Source organism: Brevibacillus sp. SKDU10, assembly GCF_001645205.1.
Lineage (GTDB): Bacteria > Bacillota > Bacilli > Brevibacillales > Brevibacillaceae > Brevibacillus_B > Brevibacillus_B halotolerans.
This window is the reverse complement of record NZ_LSSO01000177.1, coordinates 1-10,131: the sequence shown is the minus strand read 5'-3', so window position 1 is coordinate 10,131 and position 10,131 is coordinate 1. Positions and strand designations below refer to the sequence as shown.

Genomic DNA, 10,131 nt, shown 5'->3' with positions numbered 1-10,131 from the left:
GGTTCTATAAAGTTGATAAAAATCCAGAAATATCCTTTAATTCATCCAGTGTTAAATCTTCGTCGCTAAAATCCGTTAAGGTTTGCTCCTTTTCCCGTGAGACGCAATGGGCAACAATGAAACGCAATTGTTGCTGGAAGCTTGCCATAAACTGCTCTATTGTACCTTTGTTAAACAGTTGCCTATTGTAGCCAACCTCTAACGTCATAGCTCCTTTTACAACGAACACTGAAATGACGAGCGCAGACTCCATGTACCCTTTCGTATTCACAGAGCTAATCTCAAATACCTCACTGGCTGATTCCAAGTCAAGTTGACCTAAAAAGTGAAGTGTGATTTCAGGGTTCAAGCAAGGTGCTATCTCCTTTTTGTCCTCTGGTGTCAAATATCGTAAAGCTCCATAGCTAATGCCTTTGTCAGGAATTCGTCTGAGACTGTCCTTGATCGATTTAATTTGAAGACTAAGCTCATCCTCATTTGCCAATTCGTTCGGCACAGCCATATCCAACACCACCGGATACACGGAAGTAAAAGCTCCCACGGTACGCGATAGGTCGATTTCTCCCAATATCTCCTCCTCGCGTCCGTTTCCTGCCAGATTCACCAGCGTTTGCTTTTCCCCCGTCCATTGCTGTACGGATAATCCTAATGCTGTTAGTAACAGGTCCTTCGTATCCGTACTGTACGCCTCATGTGCCTCATGAAGCAGTTGATTCGTTTCCTGCTCCGTTAACCTGACACTCATCGTAAGCTTGTCTCGAGTCTTATGATTTGGCGCCTCTATGTCCTTTGGCAGCTCCGCGATTTGAATGTCTTCGATGCCACGCCAAAATTTCTGTTCCATTAGCAACCGTGGTTTGTTTGCATATTCAGAAAGCCGCGTTGCATAGTCAAGGTATGACGTCGTTTTCAATGGAAAGCCGATAGCCTCTCCAGCTTCCCACTGGCTGTACCCCGTTGCAAAGTCCTCCAGTACAATTTTCCATGAATCAATATCAATAACCAGAGGATGGATCGCTATCCGCAAGTAATCGCCACTAGAAGACCGGTACAATGTGAGCTTGACCAATGGCCCTTTCTCTACATCCATAGCTTGCTGAATGTTCATCACGCTTTCTTCGACTTTAGCCGCAATGTCTGCTTCGTGACTAACATCTACAATCTCCAAGCTAAACATTTGCCCTTCTGCTCCCCGATTATGCTGTTTCCAGTCTCCCGCTTGTTGGCTATACACCATACGAAGAGCATCATGATGGGCTAGAATTCGCTCAAACACTTCATGCACAGCTTTTTCTTCAAATCCGTTCCTGCGGTACAGTACGACAGATTGACTAGGGAGAACATGCTTTTCTTGTTGTTCTAAAAATGTCCGCTGAATCGGCGTCAGTCCCACGTCGCCCTCTACCAATCCTTGATCAATAGACGGCCTGATGCTGCCAACATAAGGAGACAACTCACCGATTGTTGGATACTGGAACAAGTCTTTAACAGTAATACTGAATCCTTGCTGATACAATCTTGATGATATTTGTAACGCTTTGATCGAATCTCCGCCCAGCTCGAAGAAATGATCATGGATGCCGATTTGCGGTACCTCCAAGACATCCTGCCAAATCCTCACCAGTAGCTCCTCCGTTTCGCTGCTAGGTGCAACATACTCACCTCTTGCAGTTTGATAGCTTTTTGGCTCTGGCAATGCGTTGCGATCCAGTTTTCCACTTGATGTTACTGGCATGCGATCAAGCTGTACAATATGCGAAGGAATCATATAGCTTGGCATAAATGCAGACAGCCCTTTTCGCACCTTCGATACAGACAGCTCCTCTTCGGTAACCACATAAGCGCAGAGCTCCTGTTGCCCATACGCATTTTCACGCGCGATCACTGCTGCCTCTCGTGCGGCGGCCGCTTGCAGAAGCCCAGCTTCAATCTCGCCTAGTTCAATTCGATAACCGCGAATCTTTACCTGATGGTCAAGGCGACCCAAATACTCGATATTTCCGTCCGGTAGCCAACGCGCCATATCGCCTGTTTTGTACAAAGTTCCTTTTCCAGTCATTCTGTTTCTCACAAATTTTTCTGCCGTTAAATCTGGTCGGTTCAAATACCCTCTCGCAACACCCGATCCAGCAATGCACAGCTCGCCAACAACACCCATGGGCTGAAGCTGATTCATCCTGCTTAAAATGAATATCTGCACATCAGGTAACGGCTTTCCAATAGGTACAAATTTATCCATGTAGTCTTGAACAGAATAACTAGTCGCATATACGCTAGCTTCCGTTGGTCCATAGAGATTTTCCAATCGAACATCTGGCAGTGCCTCGCGAATCTTGTTGGCAAGCTCGGAAGCTAGAGCCTCTCCAGCGGCAAATATATATTTTAGCTGTCGAATGGCATTAATTTGTCCCCCGCTATAGACAAACCAGTTCAGCATGGATGGAACAAAATTGATATGCGTAACGTGATGTCGCTCGATTGCCTGCATAATGAGAAGCGGTTCCTTCTCCGCTCCCGGCTCCAAAATGACCAAACGACCACGCCCTACGATCCAGCCGAAAATTTCTATGATCGACACATCAAACGTATAGTTCGTTTTTAATAGGAACGCATCGTTGGCTTCTAATGGATACAAATATTCATGGGCCTGTAAGATGTGAATTAAATTGGCATGTTCAATCGTCACACCTTTAGGAAGACCTGTAGAGCCGGACGTATATATAACATAGGCAAGATCGGTCATCTCAGGGATTATTTCCAGGTTATCCTTGCTAGCCTCATAACTCTCCTCCTGATCAATAAATACAACTTGTCCAGTAAATGACACTTCAGTCACTAGTCCTGAATGTGCAAGTAAAACATTCGCCTGACTATCTCTGAGGATGTATTCGATCCGATCCACAGGAAAATCAGGATCAATCGGAACATAAGCGCCCCCTGCTTTTAAGACTGCTAAAATTCCAACTATCATATCAAAGGATCGCTCGGTTAAGATCCCAACGAGTTGATTAGCTGTGACTCCTCTTTTGCATAGGTGATGAGCCAGCTGATTGGCACGTTGATTCACATCCTGGAATGTCATCTGGCGATCCTGATACTGCAAGGCAATTCCGTCAGGTGTTTGTTCTGCCGCTTGTTCCAGCAGTCTATGGATAGGTTCCTCTGTTCGCAAGCACACCGGGGCTTGATTGAATGTGGACAATAAAGTCGCCTTTTCCTCAGGCAAAATGATGTCCATTTTATCCACGCTACCGTTCACATCGGCGACCATCAATTCCAAAATGCGAAGGAACGTTTGCATCATCTGCCGGACAATCCCCTGCGGCAGAACAGAGCCAATCTTGATCAGATTATGCCCCAAGGTGGTCGATACAGAGAAATCAAGCAGCATGTTCGTTCTCTCATAACTGTTTTCCATTTCGAATAAAACGTTGTTAACTTCTATCGCATTTTCAGCAATATTGTTAAATACATGAAAATCAACATAGTTAAACATGACATCGAAGAATGGATTTTTCCCGTATGCATTCTCTCCAGTCGCCCTACAAATATCCAGCAATGAAAGTCTTCCGTACTCTTTCAGCTCGACATGCTTACGATGAACGTTACGGATCAACTCCGCCCATGTGATGTTTTGCTCAAACTTGATACGGAAAGGAACTGTAGTAAGAAAACACCCCAGGATTTTTTCTCCGTCCTCACACACCGGCCGAGCATTTTCGACTAGGCCAGCCACAACCTCCTCCTCGAAGGCATACGTACGAAGCATGGAGAGAAAGGCTGTAAAACATACGGTTTTAAGTGTCGTGTCAAGCTGTTGGGCTGTCCGTTTTAAATGGGTAACAAGGCTTGAATCCAGTGGTTGGGTGATCACATTGTGTGTTGCGTTTTCGGTCTCCTCACCTGAACCTTTTATGCCAGGAAGCTCCCACCGCTTATAATAAGCTAACTCCTCCTGCCAAAAACGCTTACTAGCAGGATTATTTTTTATAGTAAGCTGCTCGATTACAAAATCTTTATAGCTGCTTTTCAGCGGTTCTATTTCCAATGGCTTGCGTTCTTTTAGACTGTGGTATACAGTAGTTATTTCCGTCATGAGCGATGCTACACTCCAGCCGTCCATAATTGCATGATGAAATATCCAAGCCAACAAAACGCATTGTTCATCCAGTGTATAAACATGCAGTCTCCAAAGCGGTTTATGGACATCTGTTGCAAATGGGTGTTGACGATCCTTAGCGAGATGATCGGCAATGAATCGCTCTCTTTCCTCCCCAGTTTTATCGGTGAGCTCGAAGAAATTCACTTCCATCGCAACCTGTTGATGGATCAGCTGAACGGGCTCTGGAAAGTTATGAATATGGAAGCTTGATCTGAGCATACTGTGCTTCTCAACCAATAGCTCCACAGTCTTCACCATTACATCGTGCTCGTAGGAGTCGTCCTTAAAACGATAGACAATCTGATCGTGGTAAAGGGCAGCTTCTGGTGTTTGTAAACCGTGATAAATCATACCTTTCGATATCTCGCTCATCGGGTGTAAATCTTCCACATTAGTCAAGTGCTCTACGAATCGAACATCTTCCTGCAAACGAGCCTTCCCCGCCTCAATTGCATCAATGGCAGCTCTATACAGTTCTTCGTAGTGATCGTCTGCTGTCTGGTTTTGAATGTTCTCCACAAGCATGCTGATAGTAGGATACAAATACATCTGTCTGATTTGTACATGAATGCGGCAGTGACGATTCATTTTATTAACAAGTCCAATAGCCCTAATAGAATCCCCGCCTAAATCGAAAAAGTTGTCGTGGATACCAATCTGCTCAACACCAAGCATATCTTGCCAAATCTCTGCAAGCTGCCGTTCCAGTTCATTGCGTGGCGCCTCATAGTTTGGCTTGTCACGTAAAATGTCAGTCTGCTGCGGTAATGCTTTGCGATCTACTTTTCCGTTAGAGGTCAGCGGCATATTTTCCAAAAGCATAAAATAAGCTGGCACCATAAAGCTCGGCAATTGCTTCGCCAGATAGACTTTCACCTCTGAAACGGCTAATGTGGAATCTGCGGTAAAATAGGCGCACAGCCATTTATGTCCACCATCTCCCTCTCTGGCTAAAACGGCGGCTTCTTTGATAGCGGGATGCTCTAATAGCTTTCGTTCAATCTCACCTAACTCAATCCGATGCCCCCTGATCTTAACCTGATGGTCTATCCGTCCCAAATACTCAAGGTTTCCGTTCGGCAATCGACGGACAAGGTCTCCGCTTTTATACAGCCTTTGTTTTGGAGCGTACGGATTTTGAATAAATTTCTCGGAGGTCAATTCTACTCGATTGAGATATCCTCGTGCCAGACCGTCTCCTCCTACATGCAGTTCCCCTGGAACACCTACAGGCACTAGCTTATTACGAGGGTCCAGCACATAGGTCGTCAAAGTTGGAATAGCCTTCCCGATATCGCTGCTATTTTGTTTTATTTCCTCGTCCGAGATGTCTTTGTACGTAACATGAACCGTGGTTTCCGTAATACCGTACATGTTGATTAGCTTGATATGCCTGTATTTTTCTTTAAAAGACTTCAGCTTGGCCGGCGCCAAAGCCTCTCCCCCAAAAATAACCATACGCAAGCTTAGCGCCGAATCTTCTGTCTGCATTTCCTCATGCATCACTTGATAGAACGCAGTTGGTGTCTGATTAAGAATTGTAACGCATTGCTCTTCTAATAAACGGACGAACAGTTGCGGGTCTTGGGTCACTTCCTTTGGAACGATGACGAGCTTGCCACCGTAGAGTAAAGCACCGTACATTTCCCAGACCGAAAAATCGAAGCAATACGAATGAAATAATGTCCATATATCGTTTGAGTCGAAATCAAAAGGTGATTTGTCGTTATATAACAGCCTTACTACATTGCGATGCTCGATCAGCACTCCTTTAGGCGTCCCTGTAGTTCCAGAAGTATAGATGACGTAAGCTAAATCGTTTGGAGTATTAATTGGCGCCAGATCAATAGGTTCTGCCTGTTCATAATCGAGACAATCAAGTAAAATTTGTGCTCCAAAAAACTCTGTCTTAGCTACTAAGTAGCTTTGGGTCAGCAAAATGCGACAAGCACTATCGGACAAAATGAAACGGATACGCTCCTGCGGATAGTCGGGATCAATCGGAACATAAGCACCCCCAGCTTTTAACACTCCCAAAATCCCTACGATCATCTCGATTGACCGTTCACAAAGGATTCCAATCAACTGATCTGCCTCTACACCCTTAGCTCTTAGGACTCTTGCCAATTGATTGGCCTTTTCATTTAATTCGCGATATGTCAGAGACGAATCGCCAATAGCCACTGCAATCTTATCTGGATGCCTTCTAGCTTGTTCTTCAAAAATCTGATGAATCGTTTTCTCATGCGGATAATCAGCCTTTGTATCGTTACATTCCACGAGCAGATACATTTTTTCTTGTTCAGTTACAATCTCGACCTCTTCCAGCAGGCAATCAGGATTCATCGTTACTCCTGTCAGCGCTTGGTTCAAATGCCCTGCTATACTCTCAACCCGCTTTCTTTCAAGAACATGGGCGTTATAGCTATAGATGATTTTTATCTCTTTGCCCGGAATAACCGTAACTGTAAAGTCATAGTTATTGTGCTCGGAAAACTCGATCCCCTCGATCTGCAGCCCTTGCTTTTCCGACCCGCTCAGTGCTTTCATTCCTTGCTCAATCGGATAATTTTCAAATACAAGCAGATGATCGAATAAATGTTGTCGTAACTCCGACTGTGCTTGAACCTCATATAAAGGGCAGTAGGTGAAAGGCTCAGTCTCTAGCGCACGTTGCTGTATTTGCTGAAGTAGCTCCCGAAATGACATCTGTCCAAATCGTACCCGTACAGGAATTGTGTTAATAAATAAGCCTACCATTTGCTCAATTCCAGGAATTTCAGCAGAGCGCCCTGAGACGACAGTGCCAAACACAACATCATCCGTACGATTATACTGACGAAGTAATACGGCCCAAATCGCTTGGAACACAGTATTTACAGTCACTTGATTGGCTTGAGCTAGCTGATGCAGACGTTCTGTCAATGTCTCATCCAAAGTTAGGCTTAATTCCTCATGATGATAGGCTCCATGATCTCCGCGTTCTTCTGTTCTCGGAATCGTTGTCTGTTGAGTATAATTGTCCAAATAGTTGCGCCAATAAGACAATGCTTCTTCTCTGTCATTTTCATAAAGCCACTCAATGTACTTCCTGTAGGACAAAGCTTTGTCCAAGCGAATCGTCTTCCCTTTCTGCAGTGCCTGATAACTGTGGAAAACATCGGTAAAAATAATGCCGAGACACCAGCCGTCCATAATTAAATGGTGGAAGCTCCAGATCAATGTGTAGCGATTCTCTTTGGTTTTGAAGATAGAGATGCGAAGGAGCAGGTCGCGTTGAATATCAAATCCGCGCTTGCGATCATTTTCTTTAAACGCTTCTATATAGGCTGCCTGCTGATTTTCTTCCATGTCTGACAGGTCTTTAGCATGTACAGTCAATCTTCGTTGCTTCCATACTACCTGCTGTGGTTGGGTCAGTTCCTCGTAGATAAACACCGTTCTGAGCACATCATATCGATTCAATAATTCATTCACGCTTTGCTCAAAAGCAGGAATATGAAGATCACCGGCTAGCTCAAATGTAGCCTGCTCAAAATAAGCCGTTGTCCCTTCCTCCTTCAAATAGTGGAACAGCATACCCTCCTGCATGTATGACAATGGATAGATATCCTCGATATCCGCAATGCTTCCCTCCGCCTTCAATCTCTCTGAGAGAACATCCCACTCGTCTGTGGTCAAGGTATGGCTACTAAAGTCGCTGGCGGTTTTTTCTGCTTCCGTGCGACCGGCGCAATGCAAGATGATGTCGCGGATATACTGCAAAATGCTCTCAAGAAATTGAACAACTGTCGCTTCTTTGTATTCCTCGCGGTGATAGCCTACAGTCAAGGTCAATGAGCCGCCCAAAACCATCGCATTGATATCCAAAGCAACCGCACGAAGAGCTTCTCCACTTACCATGTGCTGAGACTGGTAAGTAGATCGTTGAAAGACATCTCGTTGTATGTCATTGTCAAACTGCCCTAAATAATTGAACCGAATATCGGGTTGAGCTTGAAAAGCAATGGCTTTTTTATGCTCTTTTGGCATCATATATTTGGCAATCCCGTAGCCTATGCCTTTATTAGGTATCCGCCGCAGTCCATCTTTGATACGCTTGATCTGGTAGCCGAGCAAGTTGGATCTCAGATGAGTCTGGTCAGGAGTACGTAAATCGAGCAGGACCGGATAGATTGATGTGAACCAGCCAACCGTTCTGCTGATATCCACTCCCGGCAATATCTCTTCTCTGCCATGGCCTTCAAGGTTAATCAATACTTGTTCTTGTCCCGTCCATTTCTGTACAGCTAGGCCAAGAGCAGTTAACAAAATATGATTGATTTCCGTATGATACGCCCGATGAGTTTCTTTCAGCAGTAGCTCTGTCTCTTCTTCAGATAAGGTCAATGAATGCAAACACTCATCTGCTTGCTTGCGATGAAGAGCTTCACCATCTTTTGGCAGGGGAGCAATTGAGACCGACTCGATTTCTTTCCAATAAGCAAGCTCCTTGATCAGCTTCTTGCTGCCTGCAAAGCTTTGGAGCTGACTGGCATACTCTCGATAAGACGTCGTCTTCGCTGGAAGCTTCATTTCTTCGTTCGCTTCCAGTTGACGATAAAGGTCTGAGAAATCCTCCAGCAGAATCCGCCATGACACGCCATCTACCACTAGGTGGTGAATAGCAATCAGCAGATGATCCCCCATAGCTGTGCAAAATATTCCAAGTTTTACAAGTGTCGGACAGGTCGTGAGTTTCATGCTGCGCTGAATATGTAGCTCCTCTTCAGCAATGCGCGCAGCGATGTCGGTTTCCTGTGTCATATCCACCACGTGCACATGCACCTTCTGCCCTTCAAGGCCCCTGTTATACTGAACCCAGCTCCCTTCATTTGACTGGGTTACTTGTATACGCAATGCATCGTGGTGCTCCGTCAAACGCTCGAAAGCACGGCATACGAATGAAGGATTAAAGCCGTTTCGGCGATACAACAGAACAGATTGATTGTAATGGTGTAATCCATCACCCTCCTGCTTGTGGAATAGCTCCATTTGAATAGGTGTAAAATTCACTTCGCCCTCAACTGGACCCTGATCAACCATTTGACGGAATTTCCGCACAAACGAAGAGACTTCGGCAATAGAAGGATGCTGAAGTAAGCTTTTAACCGACAGCTCATAGCCAAGCTTCCTCATATGGGAGCATACCTGGAGAGCTTTAATGGAATCTCCTCCTAATTGAAAGAAATTATCCTCAATTCCGATCCGATTCACGCCTAATATTTCTTGCCAAACAGATGACAAGGCTTCTTCAATCGGGTTACGCGGAGCTGTATACTCAACACCGCTATGATTTTCTCCATCCGGTTCAGGAAGCGCTTGGCGATTCACTTTACCATTCGAGGTTAGCGGAATGCATTCCAGTGATACGAAATAAGCCGGTAGCATAAAGCTTGGCAAAACCTGTATCAATGCCTCTCTTGTTTGTTTAATTGTAAAGCTGTCCTTCAACACAACATAAGCGTAAAGCGTGGATTGACCGTAGCGATCTGGCCGAGAAATAACTGCCGCGTCGTGAATCTTTTCCATTTCCAGAAGCTTCGATTCAATCTCTCCCAGCTCGATCCGATGACCTCTGATTTTAACCTGTTGATCCTTCCGTCCTCCGTACTCCATGTCGCCATTTGGGAGCCACTTCGCTAAATCACCCGTCTTATACATCCTCTTTCCTGGAAGGAACGGATTTTCAATAAATCGTTCTGCTGTCAATTCAGGCCGATTTAAATAACCTCTAGCCACTCCTTCACCTGACACGTACAGTTCCCCAACAACCCCAATGGGAACGGGACGGCACTGCTCGTCAAGAATATAGCAGGACAATGTGGGAATAGGCTTTCCTATATTGCTGGTCGGGTAATCCATATCAGCTTGATGAATTTCCTTATATGTAACATGTACAGTCGTTTCCGTAATGCCATACATATTGA

General features: G+C 45.0%; 1 protein-coding gene. It reads right to left on the bottom strand.

Annotated features, from left to right (window positions below; genetic code table 11):
* Positions 1–4: 4 nt before the first annotated feature.
* Positions 5–10,126, bottom strand: a complete 10,122-nt coding sequence (locus AYJ08_RS16320) for a non-ribosomal peptide synthetase (protein ID WP_231929132.1) — start codon at positions 10,124–10,126, stop codon at positions 5–7.
* Positions 10,127–10,131 lie beyond the last annotated feature (5 nt).